17 protein-coding genes and 1 pseudogene are annotated in these 13,649 nt (G+C 44.8%); 3 read left to right on the top strand and 15 right to left on the bottom strand.

The annotated features are described in order from the left end of the window. Nucleotides 1-380 precede the first annotated feature (380 nt). Together AC3A8L_RS13705 and AC3A8L_RS13700 are read left to right on the top strand one after the other, a co-directional pair. Nucleotides 381-623, top strand: a complete 243-nt coding sequence (locus tag AC3A8L_RS13705; RefSeq protein WP_487962830.1) for a type II toxin-antitoxin system ParD family antitoxin — start codon at nt 381-383, stop codon at nt 621-623. After that, nucleotides 620-922: a type II toxin-antitoxin system RelE/ParE family toxin gene (locus AC3A8L_RS13700; protein WP_487962829.1), complete on the top strand. Its 303-nt coding sequence runs from the start codon at nt 620-622 to the stop codon at nt 920-922. Before AC3A8L_RS13705 ends, AC3A8L_RS13700 begins: the two co-directional genes overlap by 4 nt. Nucleotides 923-1,148: 226 nt before the next feature. Here the strand turns inward: AC3A8L_RS13700 and AC3A8L_RS13695 are convergent, their stop codons facing one another. Further along, on the bottom strand, nt 1,149-2,183 hold the full coding sequence (locus tag AC3A8L_RS13695; protein WP_487962828.1) for a transposase: 1,035 nt from the start codon (nt 2,181-2,183) through the stop codon (nt 1,149-1,151). A gap of 93 nt (nt 2,184-2,276) precedes the next feature. Here AC3A8L_RS13695 and AC3A8L_RS13690 point away from each other — a divergent pair. Continuing rightward, nucleotides 2,277-2,765, top strand: a pseudogene (locus AC3A8L_RS13690) (IS3 family transposase); the annotation flags it as partial. Between the two features lie 92 nt (nt 2,766-2,857). Here AC3A8L_RS13690 and AC3A8L_RS13685 read toward each other — a convergent pair. From AC3A8L_RS13685 to AC3A8L_RS13620, 14 genes are all read right to left on the bottom strand, one after another. Beyond that, nucleotides 2,858-4,582: a Na(+)/H(+) antiporter subunit D gene (locus AC3A8L_RS13685; RefSeq protein ID WP_487962827.1), complete on the bottom strand. Its 1,725-nt coding sequence runs from the start codon at nt 4,580-4,582 to the stop codon at nt 2,858-2,860. Beyond that, complete coding sequence (locus AC3A8L_RS13680; protein WP_487962826.1) at nt 4,575-4,829, bottom strand: hypothetical protein; 255 nt, start codon at nt 4,827-4,829, stop codon at nt 4,575-4,577. Before AC3A8L_RS13680 ends, AC3A8L_RS13685 begins: the two co-directional genes overlap by 8 nt. Next, nucleotides 4,830-6,362 (bottom strand): monovalent cation/H+ antiporter subunit D family protein, encoded by a 1,533-nt coding sequence (locus AC3A8L_RS13675; RefSeq protein WP_487962825.1) that lies wholly within the window; start codon nt 6,360-6,362, stop codon nt 4,830-4,832. Next, on the bottom strand, nt 6,359-7,876 hold the full coding sequence (locus tag AC3A8L_RS13670; protein ID WP_487962824.1) for a monovalent cation/H+ antiporter subunit D family protein: 1,518 nt from the start codon (nt 7,874-7,876) through the stop codon (nt 6,359-6,361). The genes AC3A8L_RS13675 and AC3A8L_RS13670 overlap by 4 nt, the downstream gene beginning before the upstream one ends. Continuing rightward, complete coding sequence (locus AC3A8L_RS13665) at nt 7,876-8,232, bottom strand: cation:proton antiporter subunit C (protein WP_487962823.1); 357 nt, start codon at nt 8,230-8,232, stop codon at nt 7,876-7,878. Before AC3A8L_RS13665 ends, AC3A8L_RS13670 begins: the two co-directional genes overlap by 1 nt. Further along, nucleotides 8,229-9,209 (bottom strand): DUF4040 domain-containing protein, encoded by a 981-nt coding sequence (locus AC3A8L_RS13660; RefSeq protein ID WP_487962822.1) that lies wholly within the window; start codon nt 9,207-9,209, stop codon nt 8,229-8,231. The genes AC3A8L_RS13665 and AC3A8L_RS13660 overlap by 4 nt, the downstream gene beginning before the upstream one ends. 5 nt (nt 9,210-9,214) lie before the next feature. Continuing rightward, a complete protein-coding gene (gene mnhG / locus AC3A8L_RS13655) occupies nt 9,215-9,535 on the bottom strand; it encodes a monovalent cation/H(+) antiporter subunit G (protein WP_487962821.1) in 321 nt (106 codons plus the stop codon). A gap of 23 nt (nt 9,536-9,558) precedes the next feature. Next, complete coding sequence (locus tag AC3A8L_RS13650; protein WP_487962820.1) at nt 9,559-9,825, bottom strand: MrpF/PhaF family protein; 267 nt, start codon at nt 9,823-9,825, stop codon at nt 9,559-9,561. After that, nucleotides 9,822-10,298, bottom strand: a complete 477-nt coding sequence (locus AC3A8L_RS13645) for a Na+/H+ antiporter subunit E (protein WP_487962819.1) — start codon at nt 10,296-10,298, stop codon at nt 9,822-9,824. The genes AC3A8L_RS13650 and AC3A8L_RS13645 overlap by 4 nt, the downstream gene beginning before the upstream one ends. Nucleotides 10,299-10,490: 192 nt before the next feature. Then, a complete protein-coding gene (locus tag AC3A8L_RS13640; RefSeq protein WP_487962818.1) occupies nt 10,491-10,745 on the bottom strand; it encodes a hypothetical protein in 255 nt (84 codons plus the stop codon). 724 nt (nt 10,746-11,469) lie between these two features. Next, a complete protein-coding gene (locus tag AC3A8L_RS13635; protein WP_487962817.1) occupies nt 11,470-11,817 on the bottom strand; it encodes a protein NO VEIN domain-containing protein in 348 nt (115 codons plus the stop codon). Nucleotides 11,818-11,858: 41 nt separating this feature from the next. Next, the gene (locus AC3A8L_RS13630) at nt 11,859-12,662 is read right to left on the bottom strand and encodes a hypothetical protein (protein ID WP_487962816.1); all 804 of its coding nucleotides are present in this window, start codon (nt 12,660-12,662) and stop codon (nt 11,859-11,861) included. 128 nt (nt 12,663-12,790) lie between these two features. Next, complete coding sequence (locus AC3A8L_RS13625; protein ID WP_487962815.1) at nt 12,791-12,994, bottom strand: helix-turn-helix domain-containing protein; 204 nt, start codon at nt 12,992-12,994, stop codon at nt 12,791-12,793. A 358-nt stretch (nt 12,995-13,352) separates the two neighbouring features. After that, nucleotides 13,353-13,649: MaoC/PaaZ C-terminal domain-containing protein (locus AC3A8L_RS13620; protein ID WP_487962814.1), on the bottom strand; the 297-nt coding region annotated here is incomplete at its 5' end.

Below are 13,649 nucleotides of genomic sequence, written 5' to 3'. Positions count from 1 at the left end.
ATGAGTGTCTTATATAAGATGCTGAATTATATAGTCTTTTCATGCGTTTGCCCTGGGCGTAGCCCTTAGTAATACTGGGTCTGGAACGCTCATTACACTGCCCCAAAAAATACCCCCAAGTTATTTGCCTGAGGTTATTAGCGTCTTTCTTTAATATAGGCGAGGCATTCTGTTCAATATTGACCCACCAACAAAATCCTTAACAGACCTTAGTGTCGCTTTCTTTTTCGCGTGCCTGCCCTGCTTTATTTAGACAATAAGAAAATCAAGTTAATAACCAGAACGACTTAAAGTGAGTGCCTGTCCCAGCTAATCGTTCATTGCTTTACCATGAGACCTATACCATAATTAGGTATATCTTGGTATTTTGGAGGTCTATAATGGCTAAAAACACTAGTATGACCCTTGGCGAACACTTTGACGGGTTTATAGCTCACCAGATTGAAACCGGCCGCTACAGCTCTGCAAGCGAGGTTATACGCGCCGGCTTGAGGGCGCTTGAGGACAATGAAAGTAAACTCGCAGTACTCCGGCAAATGCTTGAAGATGGCGAGTCCAGTGGCATTGCGGATTATTCCTACGAAGCACTTATAAACGAACTTGATAATGAAAGCAGCGTATGACTTCATTTACGTTAACCGCACGAGCTAAGAGTGATCTGATTACCATTGCTAGATTCACACAAGATCGCTGGGGACTCGCACAACGCAACATTTACATTAAGCAGTTCGATGAAGCGTTTCATAGACTTGCAGGGGCTCCCACTATTGGAAAAAACTGTGATTATATTAAAGATGGGTACCATAAATTTCCGCAAGGTAGCCACATTATATTTTATAAATTCAATCTCGAAAAACCTATACAAATAATTCGAATACTTCACAAGAAAATGGATGTAAATTCAAAGATTGGCGGCTCATAACATAGTGGCAAGAGAGCAAAATTCGGGAACATCCACATCAAAATCCACATTAAAAAACTTGGTCCCATAGCCGGAGCTTATTCATCAGCCGTCTGGCTGAACAATTAGGTATTACTGGGCTGATTTTTAGCTTTGCAAAACAGCTGAAACACCCAACTAAATAGGCGGCAATATTTTAAATTGGCGCGAACACTCTTCAGGAACCAGAATTAGATTGAGCAATAAATTAACGGCCGAACAACCGCCGGGCAGCCCCCAGCCCTTTAACCCAACATTGCTCAAGTTTTTCGGCACAGGGCTTTATGGTGTCACCACGACCAATGCAGTGATGGAAGTCTTTTTCAATTCTAGGCATATTATCTAGCCAGTCATCACAATCAATTTCTAAGCGCTGGAGTATTTTTGGCTCTGCCATTGCAATAGCACCGCTCTTATTAGGTAGAATTGCCCTCCCCGTCCAATCAATTAATTCGAGGTAATCGCGCCAATAAAAGGGGATAACACCTGTAGAACGCTGACCTTGATGTACAGCATTAGCTGTGGGAAGGTGATTATTGTTAGGTGGCTTACAGAATTTGGCTAATCTAATGGGCTTTTTATCTTCACCTTTTTTAGCGGGCTTATTCAAAGACTGAATACGCTGCTGAATAGCCGTAAAATCACTCGTTTCTGGCAGCGCTGCGATGCCGGCACGCACAGGGTTTAAATCGACATACGCCATGCACGTGATAATCGCCTGCTCATCCAGTAACGCTTGGCTTTTAAAGCGGCCTTCCCAGAAGCGGCCAGTACATTTATCTTCTGCATTCGCTAATCGCGCTATATGCTCGTTTAAACAGCGCATAAACCAGCTAATATCGCATAAACGGCTACGCCATTCAGCGATTAATTCATCGGCCTTCCACTGCTCAGCTTGGCTTAACGGTTTATTATTCAATATCTTCAGCGTTAAATCATGCCCTTTAAACAACTTCATCCAACGGCGAACTACAACCTTATCACTCCAGTCATCGGCCTTAGGCTTATCCATATGCAGCACAAGATGGTAATGATTAGACATCACCGCATATGCCGCCACATCAATCGCAAAAATATCGGCCAACTCGGCTAGTTTATCCGTTACCCACACCTTACGATGCGAATAATCCTTACCCGTTAACTTATCTTCGCCAAATAGCCAACCGCGGCGAACCGCCCTTACGTAACAGTGATACCAAGCGGTTTGATCCAATGACATTATTAATTTTCTAGGCTTTGTCATTATCAACTCCAACAAATAGCTCCTATTTAGGTATAGCAAAATCCCCTTTTAATGCGAGACCGTTCGTCGGTGTTATGGATGTCCCAGATTCTTGTCTGGTGCACAGATGTGACTTATATTTGGACGGGAGATGGGTGGTCATATTTAGCCGTCGTTTTAGATTTTTTTGCGCGCCGACCTGTAGGCTGGGCACTGTCGACCAGCCCAGATTCAGCCCTGACGATCAAGGCACTTAATATGGCTTATACGGCTCGTGGCAAACCGCGCAATCTCATGCTGCATTCAGATCAAGGGTGTCATTTTACGAGTAAAGCTTACTGCAAAAAATTAAAGGCCTACGGCATTAAGCACAGTATGAGTCGGCGTGGAAACTGCTGGGACAATGCCCCAATGGAACGATTCTTTCGTAGTTTAAAATCTGAGTGCATGCCAAAGAAAGGATGGCCCGACATGCTGTCGACGAAGCATGCCGTTAACAATTATATTTTACGTTATTACAATAGCGTCAGACCTCACCAGCATAACGACGGCCTGACACCGGCTAAAAAAGAAAATATTTACAAAAAAACTCTAAACACGTGACCAGATGGGTTGACCACTACAATCCAAGCTTAGGGGCGTGACAACTAGACTGGCGCATAGGGAGCTCGCCCTCCTCTACATGCTCTGAGTAATTACAGAAAACCGGATAGGTAATAAAGCAGTAAATAAGCGACAAGCAATACCGCGACCCACACAACCATTATCTCAATCGGCCAGAGCTTGGCGAAGTAACCTTTTGGCTTACCAGACTTCGCATCGTATGAATTCTGAATCATTTGCTTTACAGAGATGATCACCGCATTTTCTAACTGTCCATACGCGCCATACGCTGTAGTTGCGAACTTTTTTATAAAGGCCGGGGCTATCTTGCGATAAAACCAGTCTGTATCGAGATTGGTCGATGGTAATTCCGGTGGGTACATATTGCGTGAGTTCAGCCACACAAAGGCCAATGCGGAGAAGAATAGTAACTGCAGTTGTGTTAAAACGTGGGTAATGTCATAGGGCTGATAGTCGTGCTCCCAAGGCAATAATGCATAAACCGTTTGCGCAGGAAAGGTGCCCAATATCACACACGCAAGGGCTGCCAGCCCCATAGCAATAAGCATGTTTTTGGGTGGCTCTGTAGTGCGGATGCCTGAGTCATGAGCGAAAAAGGCAAAGTAGGGGATTTTAATACCTGCGTGGTGGAATACACCCGCTGCCGCAAACAGTAATAATAACCAAACAACGTCGTAACCCTCGGCCACCGCTGCCGCCATAATCATAGACTTGGAAACAAAGCCGCTGAAAAGTGGGAACGCTGAAATAGATGCCGCACCCACGATACACAATACTGTAGTTTTGGGCATGCTCTTATATAAACCGCCGAGCTCTGAGCCGTTAATTTTCCCTGTCATGTGTAATACGGCCCCCATTGTCATCATGAGCAAGCCTTTAAATATCACGTCATTAAAGGCGTGAGCCACGGCACCATTTAACGCTAGCGATGTGCCAATACCAATACCGACCATCATAAAACCGATTTGGTTAATTAAGCTGTAGGCGAGTACACGACGTAGATCGTTTTCAATAACGGCAAAGAAGATTGGGAAGCAAGCCATGGTGACGCCAATCCAGACAAGTATTTCCTCACCAGGAAAAGCTCTGGCAAAAGCATAGACAGCTACCTTCGTGGTGAACGAAGCTAAGAAAACGGTACCCGTGGGTGTCGACTCTGGATAAGCATCAGTCAACCAGTTATGCAGAAACGGAAAAGCCGCTTTGATTCCGAACGCTAGAAAAATCAGCCAAGAGCCTATTTGCGCTAGCCCTTCATGTTGCAACGAAATCTGATTAAACAATAAGCTATTGTAGGCCTGTGCAATAATCAATAGCCCCGCGAGCAATAAAACACCCGATAAAACCTGAAAGATAAGATAGCGAATGCCGGCGGAATATGCCCGGTCAGTTCTTCGCGCCCAAATGAGAAATACCGAGGTTAATGCAAGCAGCTCCCAAAATATAAAAAGGGTTAATAAATCACCGGCAAAAACCGCGCCTACGGCACTGGCCGCGTAAGCAAGCCCCGCAACATGCTGGACGGTATCTTTAACGTGAAGGGCATAAACAATGGCAATAAATGAGGCAAGATGGAAGAGGTAGCCAAACATCATACTCAGCTTGTCCACGCGCACAGGCTCGAGGGTATAGCCCATAAACTCCAGTGACCAGAATACGCCGTATTCCATACCCATGAGATTAAACGCACCCACAATGGGTGCTGCCAGCATTAGTACATTACGCAGCCAGCCTCGTAGGAAAATTGCCAGTATGGCGCCGAGCATCAACGGCAGAAAGGGAATAACACTATTCATCGTAGTAATCTTCCCCGCGCATCAGTATTTTGCGCATTTCTTTGGCGATGATGACCAACACAACGCATCCTACAAAACCATATAGGGCATAGAATGCCGGAATCTTTTCCCAGTCGTGGTAAATATGTCGATGCACAATGAAGTCGGCGATGACTAATAAACCGCAAATTACATAGAAAACCTTTAGCATCTTGCGAATGTTTTCTGGCTTTTCGAAGAAGCCTTTAGAATTATGCTGTTCAGCCATTTAGCCCTCTCCGTTTAAATTGCGAGTTGCCTCTAATTGAGTAGAAACACCTGGAATCAGATTAATTAAATCGATTAACGGCTGGGGGTAGAAAAACAAGGCAATACACCCCGCCGAGGTGACACCCAGCGCAATTAGCATAGGTAGTGGTGCCTCTTGAGTGTCGGCCCATGACCAAGGTTTAGGTTTCCCAACCTGAGTGTTAAAAAAGGCCTTGATGGGAATGGGTAATAGGTAGGCAATGTTTAGTAGCGAGCTGATCATCAACGCAGCCACAATAAACAATTTATCAGCTTCTAAAGCACCGACGGTGAGATACCATTTACTCCAGGTACCGGCCATTGGTGGCAAACCAATAATACTGATGGCGCCAATGGTAAAGGCGGCCATGGTGAGCGGCATTTGCCTGCCTAAGCCGACCATATCGCTGATATTCTTTTTGTGGCTAGCCACCATGATTGCACCGGCACAAAAGAATAGCGTGATTTTGCCAACAGCATGGGTTGCTATGTGCAGTGCCGCACCAGCACTGGCAACTGGCGACGCCAGTAGTGCGCCAACTACGATATAACTCAACTGGCTGATCGTAGAATACGCGAGGCGGGCTTTAAGATTATCTTTGGTCATTGCAATACAAGATGACAATAATATTGTCGCGGTACCTATATACAACATGATATCTGCGGTAGCGAGATCTTTCAGCGTATCCAAACCAAAGATATAAATAACGACTTTTAATAGACTAAAGACTCCAGCTTTCACAACGGCTACCGCGTGAAGTAAAGCACTCACCGGCGTGGGGGCCACCATCGCTGCAGGTAGCCAGCGATGGAAAGGCATAATCGCGGCTTTACCAATGCCATAACAAAACAGAACCAGTAATACACTGAGGATCACCTTGCTGTGCGAATCATCGAAGATACCACCAGCTCGAAAGTCTAGCGTACCGGCCAAGCTGTAAGTGCCTAACACGGCAAAAAGCAAAAATGCGATTGAGGTGCTAAGTAAAATACCTAGGTAAATTCGGCCCCCTTTTTTGGCGGCCTCGTTCCCCGTGTGGGTAACAAGGGGGTAAGTCGACAGCGTCAGTACTTCGTAAAAAATAAACAGTGTGAGTAAATTGCCGGAGAAGCAAATGGCCATAACTGAGCTTATGGCCAGCGCAAAAAAACAAAAAAAACGTGTTTGGTTATTTTCATTGTGCCCACGCAAATAACCAATCGCGTAGATACTGGTAATAATCCACAGAAAGCTGGCCACCAAGGCGAACAAGACTCCCAGCGGTTCTACCTCAAAACTAATACTAAGGCCGGGAAATAACTCCACCACCTCTAAACTCATCGCAACACCCTGAAGGGTGTAATCGGTAATGGCTAGGATGAGGGTGAACAGCGTCACCGCAGTAATCAATGTTACCGCTTCTCTGAGGTTGCTCATTTTTCCCGTTGCAATTACCAACAGGGCACCCACAAAGGGCACTAAGATTGATAGGCTAATGAGCGTTGAAGGTTCTACGGCTTGCCAGAGGTTCATTGAGGTAACTCCTGACCAGCGGGTATTGTTCCGCCAGACTCAAAGAGCCATTGGGCTGCGCTGCTCGCCGCGTCTGTAGGCAGGCGAGTATCAATACCAAAATAAATATTGGCTAATACCAGCAACCACATAGGCACAAGCATTAACCAGGGAGCCTCTTTGATTTTGGCTTTCGCCTGTGATTCAGATGGCTGTTGCAAATAGGCAGCCTCCAGTACTCGGCCGATATAGACCACAGCCAATAAAGAACCTGCCAGAACAAGTGCTGCAATGTGCCACTGGTTTTGCTCAAGCGCCCCAGAAACCAAATACCATTTACTGATAAAGCCTGCCGTCAGCGGTACGCCAATAATGCTCAGGCCTGCGATGGTAAATGCAGCCATGGTAAGCGGCATCTGCCTGCCTAAGCCACGGAAAGCCTTGATATCGACCGAGCCCACGCGATAAAAAACAGCGCCCACCGCCATAAACAGCGCGCCTTTCATCAAGGCGTGGTTGAACATATGGATAATGCTAGCCATTAACCCCGTTACACTCACCAAGCTTAGCCCAAGCATCATGTAGCCAATTTGGGCAACACTACTATAGGCCAGCATGGATTTGATATTACTTTGCACGGCTGCCCTGTATGAGCATTTGAAGATGGCGACAACAGCCAGCACCATGAGTATCAGCCCCATCCCCATTTCATTGAACACATGCTCTACACCGAATACAGTAAAGATAAAACGAATCATCACGTAAAAGGCAACCTTGGTGGCGGTGCTGGCTAAAAATGCCGTTACAGCAGACGGTGCATGTGTATATGCAGGCGGTAGCCACATGTGTAACGGAAACAGAGCCAGCTTGATACTCACCCCCACCATGATGAACGCAAGACCAGTATTTATTGTGCGGCTACTATCGTAAATACCCATTCGATTCGCTAAATCGAGCATATTCAGGGTGCCAGTCTTCATATAAAGCATGCCGACACCAATCAAAATAAATGTTGCCCCAATCGTTCCCATTACGAGGTAGCGAAATGCTGCGGTCAAGCAGCGGCGATCAGACCCCAAGCTCACTAAGGTATAAGTCGCCAGTGATGAAATTTCTAAGAATACAAAAAGATTAAAAGCATCTCCAGTTAACAAAATTCCAGACAAACCTGCGAGGCACAGCATGTGTGCTGTGTAGTATAGCGATTGGTTCTCGGGCTTAATTTCTTTTGTGATGCTGTCCTTTGCGTATAGCAATACGAGCGTCGATAGTGTGGAAACAATTAATAAAACTAGGGCGTTAACGGCGTCCACACGTAGCTCGATACCCCACGGTGGCGGCCAGCCGCCAACGGAATAACTGAGTACACCCTCAGCTAAAACGGTTGACAATAATTGCCAAGAGAAAAAAACAGCGAACGCACTCACGAACGTCGCAAAACTCCACGCTAGCAGTGAACGCCCTAAAGTGATGATAATAGGTGCCGCAATTAGCGGCAGTAAAATAGGCAATACAGCCAAGTGTTGTTCAAGCATTAGATGGCGTCATCCTTGTCTTTAAGCTCATTTTCTTCAACGGTGCCATAAGCGCGCTTGATACGTACGATAAGCGCAAGTCCAACTGCCGTAGTCGCGACCCCCACAACAATCGCAGTAAGAATCAACACATGGGGCAGCGGGTTAGAATAGTGAGTGACGCCCTCGACAACAATAGGTGCAGTTCCGCCGCTTACTTTCCCCATGGAGATATACAGCATAAAGACGGAGGTCTGAAATACGTTAAGACCCACAACCTTCTTAACAAGGTTGTTGGCCGATATCACAATATAGAAACCGGCCATCATCAAAAACACGACGATCCAGTAGTTGTAATAGTCGAGGATAAAATTCACTGGATATTTGACCTCTCCGCTTGGCTACTAAAGGCATAGAACATGCTCAGCATGACCGCAAATACCGTAATACCTACGCCGAGCTCAATAATGATAATACCGTAGTGTTGACCCACGATTGGATCTGCCGCGAGTTTGTTGTAATCGAGAAAATTGCCGCCTTTGTGCATGCTGTATAGACCAACGCTTGCATACAGCAACACACCGAAGGATGCCATTAATTGTAGAAATAGAGGGCCGACGACCGCGAATGCATTGGGCAAACCAAAAACAAGTGCGTATAAAATAAAAGCGGCGGCAGCAATCACGCCGGCCTGAAAACCTCCGCCTGGGCCAAAGTCCCCATGAAACTGCACATACAATGCAAAAAGAATAATAAGAGGAATGATTAATTTGGCGACGACGTGTAGTACATCGTGACTGATTAAGCCTGACTCCGGCACGTCACCTTCTTCTTTTCTGCGCACACCCAATAGAGCCAAAACAGCAATGAGTGCAGCAAATACAACAACCGTCTCGCCTAGCGTATCAAAGCCACGGTAACTGGCTAAAACAGACGTTACCATATTTGGGAGTCCCACCTCCTTTGGTGACTGCTCGATATAACGCGGTGCTACATGTTGATGTATGGGGTTATCTGGATGGCCAAAAGGTGGCATATCTAGCGTGCCGTATATGAGTGCAGCGCCCGTGAGGAAAACAACAATTAAAGGTAACGCAGAAGAGCGCGAACTCACTTTTTCTTTACGCCCGGTAAGTGCCAATGTCCCCAGCATTAAAACAGTCGCTATACCGGCTCCAACCGACGCCTCAGTAAAGGCGACATCAACCGCGTCCAGATTGACAAATATCAAGGCTGTCAAAAAGCTGTAAATACCAAACAGCATGACAACAGCAAATAAATCCTTAAGGAAAATAATCCGTAAAGCGGTGAGCGCCAGCATTGCCAATAGCACCAAATTTATTAGCTCGCCCATTGCATTTACTCCCGTTGCTTGTCTTTAACTTCAGCCGGTGTGAGCAATCCACCGTGCCGAGCTGATTTTGCAAGCGCGTGCGACGCAGTTGGGCTGGTAACCATCAGAAATACAAGAATAAACACTAGCTTGGCCGTATTTAAATCAAAAGTGGTTTGTAAAAGTAAGCCCGCGAGGATCAATATGGTGGCAACAGAGTCTGTGACGCTCGCAGCGTGCATGCGGGTAAAGAAGTCTGGAAACTTGAAAAGCCCAATGGCGCCACTCAACCCTAAAAACACTCCGGCAATTAACAGAATACTACTAACGATGTCTAATAAAAGCATGCCTAAAGCCTGTATTGATATGATTAATCGATGGGTTCGGTGTATTCAAAAAATCGCAGTACCGCGACCATGCCTATAAAATTGATAAGGGCATAAACAATAGCAATATCGAGAAAATCAGGGCGCCCCATTAAATAGCCTAAAGCGGCAATAAATAATACTGTTTTTGTGCCAAACATATTGACGCCAAGTATTCGGTCATACACCGTTGGCGCACTAAACGCTCTTGCCAGGGCTAGTGCCATAATAACCAACATAGCAACGCACACCACGGCATACATTTGCGTCATTTATTGTCACCCCAAATCTTTTTAACTTTATTGGCTATATGGCCTTGCTCAAGCTCGGCTATGGATGTTTTTTGTAGCGCGTGCACTGTCACAGTCTTATCGTCCAAATCAACGCATAATGTGCCGGGGGTTAGCGTGATTGAGTTTGCATAAAGCGCACGGCGACCTTGAGGTATCGACGTTACATCAATTTTTTCCAGCGCCGGTGAAGCCTTGCCCTTCGCCCCCCAAATGAGCAGAGTAACGCGAAGGCCGGAGCGAAAGATTTGCCCAAGCAACCATGGGCAATACCGTATAATGTTAAACCCTAAGCCGACGCTCTGTTGTTCCTTATCTACAGCATCCATACGTTTCAAAATATACATAACGAGAACGACGGATACCCCGCCTAAACTAAGTAATAAAGGTGTGTAAATACCCGACAGCAGCAGCCAAAAAATTGCCAACAAGGCTGTCCATTTTACGATACGCATACAAAAACCCTCCTGAATAGTGCCCCCCCCCCCTGCTTTGGTCGCATTAGGGGCGTGCATTAAATAACTTCCCGTTTTTGAATCCTTGGGCGCATGCTTGCCTTCGTTAAAAATATTTGCAATAGCCGGCTATTACGCCATATTTTCGCCTCGTTAAGCGTGCACCCACAAACCCAAATTCCAGCAACTTATTCAGTACACGCCCCTAAGCTCTTTCTCAAAGAGATCAGATCTGTGTGTTTTGCCAACACGGGTTTCATAAATACGTTTTTCAAACGCTGACGTATCGGAGTTAAACCCAATTACTTCATTAATTTTCAGTAAGGCGACGATATAACCTTTTACGAAATATTCACATTGCTTCATTGCGACATCATCTGATGCGCACTTATTTTTGGCGCCTAAACCGGCATCATCTATACTGGAAAATGCGCTGAATGTGTACATCAGAAAAAACTAGCTAAAAGTAACGGTATAGCTTTAAATCTTAAATGTCTCATTTATACGCCACTCGCTGTAAAGTTGAGCAATGGATGTTTTATCTTACTTGCCAGGGTGTCCAAAGAAGACATATTGAAAGCTATAGCTTTAAGGCTCTCAACTTTGTCAGTCGTTTTTCTTGGCCTAAAGCTTAGCCAGAAGTTTAGTCACATAGGCACACGTTCGCAAACTCCTCTATAGACTGTAGTCGGTGAAGTACACTTAGGCCATAAGTTTAGTGACAGTCCTCTATACCAACCAGAGAACACAATGTCGAAGTTGTAGTGGTCAACCTCAGCCAATAACAACAAGCGGTCTTCTATCCACTGACGACGATGCTCGTAGTTTTGCCCTGTGTACTTATCTAGACCACACAAGTAAAGCGAGTGCCTGTCCCGCTATCTAATCTTTGCATCATTGAGCCTAAGCCAATTCCAATTCCAAGACCCAACCCTAAATTTACAAGTCGAGTTGTTCTAAAAATTCCTTCAAATGGATCATTAAGGTCTTTATAGTTTGCGCAGTAAAGTCGTTCATTGAGTAGAATGTCAAACGTAAATTCAATATTATCTAATGATCTGAACTTATATAGTTTCAATAGATACCTCGGTTTTCTTTAAGCTCGATGCCGCCCCTATTGTAATAAAATACGGTAACATCTAATTGGCCAGCTGAAGTAATAATAAATTTCCTATCTGTTTTTAATCCTTACTCGAGCTCTAAACTCTTCGACAATACTAAGATCATCAATCTGAAAAATATGAATTTCTGGAGTAGTAGTGCAATTCAAAACCCTATATAGGTACCCGCCGCCCTCTAAATGCTCAAGCTCCCTACGACTATTTAGAACAAGCCCCTTCGAAAGCTCATCGCCTTCAGTTCCTTTCACCTCAATAGCCCTTCCATCTGCCGAAAGGACATCATAGCCATTCTCTTTAACGACTTGGACTGAATTCCTGTCGGATAAGGACAGTCGCTGCACTTCGAATTCGATAACCGCCTCGATTGCACTACTCTCAACACTCGAATTATTAGTCACTAGAATTTTCCTATCTATGTAGATCAGTTAACTGATCGATGCTATGGATTGTAATTCACTTCAATTTGCCCATCCTTGAAGACTGTGCAGCCGAAGCCTCCGCGAGCCTTCTCGTAACGGAATGCGACTCTGAACGCTTTATCTGCGCTTCCGCTCCACGGCGAAACTACTAAGGTGTCTAAATCAGGCATATTTCTGTAATCATAAGCGTTTAGGCACTTACGTCTAGCTTGATCTGCTGACATAACGCCAGTTCTTTTTAGGGTAGGCTGATCCGTAGATCGAACAAATACAAGTGAATATGAGCAGTATAAAACTAATGAAAAAAACACCAATCTTATAAGATTTTTTTTGGTTTTAGAGATTTTAGTATATTCTCTTGTTTTTGTGATAAATGAAAACCATAAGCCAAAAGAAATGGGTAGAAATATTATTAGCATTAATAGAGCTTTTCCTAACTCTATTAATCTTTGCTTTCCGTCGATATCAAAATTTCTCTTTGACGATTTTCTTGGGATAGCTACGCTATGATCTTCGCTCTCAAGAACAATCTCCTTTTTTGTCATATCGATTTTATAGCTTGCTAAAAAATCTCTGTCATCATTAGTGGTGTTAAATAGTGTCAGCCCCGACCCCGTATATTCGCAGAGAAATGATCTCCCTTTATACTCCTCCAATACCACTGTCGTACTATTCGATTTTATAATGCTAAATGTTTTGCCTAATTCTTGATCAAGAGCTGTCCTGCAGATCTCGCCGGCATTATCAATTATGTCTTGGTTGCCTTCAGCATGAGCACTACCTATCGTCAGTGAGAATGCTGTTAATAGAGAAAATATTTTCACTATATTATATTCCTATCTATCAGAGTGCCTTGAATACATCAAATAGCTGGGACAGGCACTCGTCTTAAGCAGCTTTGGTTATTAATCGACTATTTTTATAATAAAATCAATTGAGATATTCAATGCCACTAACCGCTAAGGCTATGCTCTAGCGGTTTTTTTGGGCCTAAACTAAGGTTGTGAGGGGCTAAGGCTTGGTAGTCATTCATAGCCGCTTGCCCTTGCTGCCGTGAAAGGCCGAATTGTTCGGCCACAGCACCCGCCGTTACGCGGCCCTGCCAGTAAGCTAATAGCTCTAGAAAATATAATCTTGTGGTGATTTGTTTGGCCACACAGCTGCCCTCAAAGCTTTAGTGTGCCCTAGAATATTACTTGAGTCTGTTGTTTTGCGCGCCAGAATAAGGATGGCCGACAACTTATAGCGCTGTACCCAATACTGCGCTATAACTTGTTAAGAAAAAAGAATGGCATGCATAAATAATTAGCGCACTCAAAACGCGCTAACGATAAAGCAAAAATAGTGAAAGGTGGCGACTAATATTGCGGTCTTAATTCTTGAGCACTCAAAGGAAAGCTTCGGCCCGCCCCGAATTATTTTTACTTGATCCAGACACGCTTGACTGCAACCTATTATTGCCTCGCCACTACAAAGTGCCGAATACTGCTTTGTAATCAGCCGTAAAAAAAATCTCAAAAATAAACCCGCAACACTGTTTCGGCTACGCAGGCTAAACGGCGGCTGCCGTCGATTTCTACGCTAATTTCATTTACCACATCCACACTGCGTTTTGAGGGGATTAAGTCTATTAGTTTTGTGCGTGCACGCACGCGCGAGCCGGCTTTTACGGGGTAAGGGAAGCGTACGCGATTTAAACCGTAGTTAACTAACATGCGGGCTTCGGGGTAAAGGTTGTTATCGGGATTAACGGAATCTGTTAATTTGGGTAGCAGCGCTAAGGTTAAAAAACCGTGTGCAATAGTACAACC

It is taken from the genome of Marinagarivorans sp. (genome assembly GCF_982758155.1).
This window is presented reverse-complemented; position numbering and strand designations above follow the sequence as displayed.

Excerpts from the sequence above, each read along its gene's own strand:
- AC3A8L_RS13705 (WP_487962830.1), top strand. The coding sequence starts at position 381 with ATGGCTAAAAACACTAGTATGACCCTTGGCGAACACTTTGACGGGTTT.
- AC3A8L_RS13700 (WP_487962829.1), top strand. The coding sequence starts at position 620 with ATGACTTCATTTACGTTAACCGCACGAGCTAAGAGTGATCTGATTACC.
- AC3A8L_RS13695 (WP_487962828.1), bottom strand. The coding sequence starts at position 2,183 with ATGACAAAGCCTAGAAAATTAATAATGTCATTGGATCAAACCGCTTGG.
- AC3A8L_RS13685 (WP_487962827.1), bottom strand. The coding sequence starts at position 4,582 with ATGAATAGTGTTATTCCCTTTCTGCCGTTGATGCTCGGCGCCATACTG.
- AC3A8L_RS13680 (WP_487962826.1), bottom strand. The coding sequence starts at position 4,829 with ATGGCTGAACAGCATAATTCTAAAGGCTTCTTCGAAAAGCCAGAAAAC.
- AC3A8L_RS13675 (WP_487962825.1), bottom strand. The coding sequence starts at position 6,362 with ATGAACCTCTGGCAAGCCGTAGAACCTTCAACGCTCATTAGCCTATCA.
- AC3A8L_RS13670 (WP_487962824.1), bottom strand. The coding sequence starts at position 7,876 with ATGCTTGAACAACACTTGGCTGTATTGCCTATTTTACTGCCGCTAATT.
- AC3A8L_RS13660 (WP_487962822.1), bottom strand. The coding sequence starts at position 9,209 with ATGGGCGAGCTAATAAATTTGGTGCTATTGGCAATGCTGGCGCTCACC.
- mnhG (WP_487962821.1), bottom strand. The coding sequence starts at position 9,535 with ATGCTTTTATTAGACATCGTTAGTAGTATTCTGTTAATTGCCGGAGTG.
- AC3A8L_RS13650 (WP_487962820.1), bottom strand. The coding sequence starts at position 9,825 with ATGACGCAAATGTATGCCGTGGTGTGCGTTGCTATGTTGGTTATTATG.
- AC3A8L_RS13645 (WP_487962819.1), bottom strand. The coding sequence starts at position 10,298 with ATGCGTATCGTAAAATGGACAGCCTTGTTGGCAATTTTTTGGCTGCTG.
- AC3A8L_RS13640 (WP_487962818.1), bottom strand. The coding sequence starts at position 10,745 with ATGTACACATTCAGCGCATTTTCCAGTATAGATGATGCCGGTTTAGGC.